Here is a 1,443-nt window from a genome sequence, read left to right on the forward strand (position 1 = left end):
GAAGTGACCCCTAAAAGTTAGACACGGTTATTTCGTCAGGCAGCTTGCTCAAAATGAGTTCGGTATTGTACCGGACTCATTTTTAATTTTGCCTTCATCCGTTTGGTATTATAGTATTCCATATATTTTTCAAGTTCTTGCTTAAAATGCTCTATACTTTCAAAATCCTTATAGTAAAGGAGTTCTGATTTCATAATCCCAAAAAAATTCTCCATTACCGAATTATCGTAACAGTTTCCTTTACGAGACATACTCTGTTTAATCCCTCTTTCTTGGAGGGCATGACGATATTGTTTCATCTGATAATGCCAACCTTGGTCCGAATGCATGAGTAGGTTATGTTCCTCTGGTAAGCCCTCTAGAGCGTTCTCTAACATCCCAGAGACAAGTGAATATGTTGGTCTTAATCCAATTGTATATGTGATGATTTCTCCGTTAAACAAATCTAGTATAGGCGATAAATATAGCTTTTCACCAAATAATTTAAACTCTGTAATGTCCGTTACCCACTTTTGATTTGGGGCATCCGCTGTAAATTGACGATCTAAATGATTTGGCGCAATTTTACCTACAGTACCTTTATAAGATTTATATTTTTTCATGCGTACTAGGCATTTTAGTCCAAGCTCTTTCATGATACGTTGAACCTTTTTATGATTCACTTTTTGTCCACGATTTGCCAGCTCATCACGAATACGGCGGTAACCGTAACGCCCTTCGTGTTCCTCATAAATAGACTTAATTTCAGCTTTCAAATCACCATCTGGATCTATACGATTCATTCGCTTCACTAAATCATAGTATGTACTGCGGGGAATATCAGCTAGTTTCACGAGTGCCTTCACCGGGTATTTATGCCTTAACTCATAGACTACTTGCGCTTTGTCTTGTTTGGTGATTTTTCCTTGTTTTGAACTAAGGCATTCAACTTTTTTAGATACTCATTTTCCATCTCTAATTGTTGAATACGCGCTTCAAGTGCCTCTACTGATCCTCTAGCTGGTGCTGTTTTGGGTTGTTTATTGGATTTCTCTTTCATGTATGGACGCCCCTTGTATCTAGGTTCAAGGGCTTCTACACCACTAATCTCTAACTTTTTCTGCCAATCATAAACCATTGTATAGCTAGAGATCTTAAAGAGAGCTGCGGTATCCATTAATGACGCACCCGAATGAACCATGTAATTTAGTACGTCTAGTTTAAAGGAAGCGGGATAATTTGTATAGGGATTACGGAATCCTTCTTCTCCATGTAACTCATATAATTTCAGCCAATATTGAAATTGGGCTCTCGTAACACCCACTTCTTTTGCATATTCTTTTTGTGAAATGGTATCGCAATTAAACCCTTGAACAATTGATAACTTTTTATCAAGTGTATATTTACTCATAAAAAAACTGCACCCCTCATTGTTAGTTGTGTCTAACAATTGGGGTGCAGTTC

The 1,443-nt window shown here is 37.4% G+C and carries 1 protein-coding gene; it reads right to left on the minus strand.

The features are described from left to right. Positions 1-35: 35 nt before the first annotated feature. A protein-coding gene (locus tag JCM9157_RS24295; protein WP_148296956.1) for an IS3 family transposase occupies positions 36-1,390 on the minus strand; the annotation gives its coding sequence in 2 pieces (ribosomal slippage) (positions 36-937 and positions 937-1,390; 1,356 coding nt in all). Positions 1,391-1,443: the final 53 nt, after the last annotated feature.

This window comes from Halalkalibacter akibai JCM 9157 (assembly GCF_000513135.1).
Taxonomy (GTDB): domain Bacteria; phylum Bacillota; class Bacilli; order Bacillales; family Bacillaceae_D; genus Halalkalibacter; species Halalkalibacter akibai.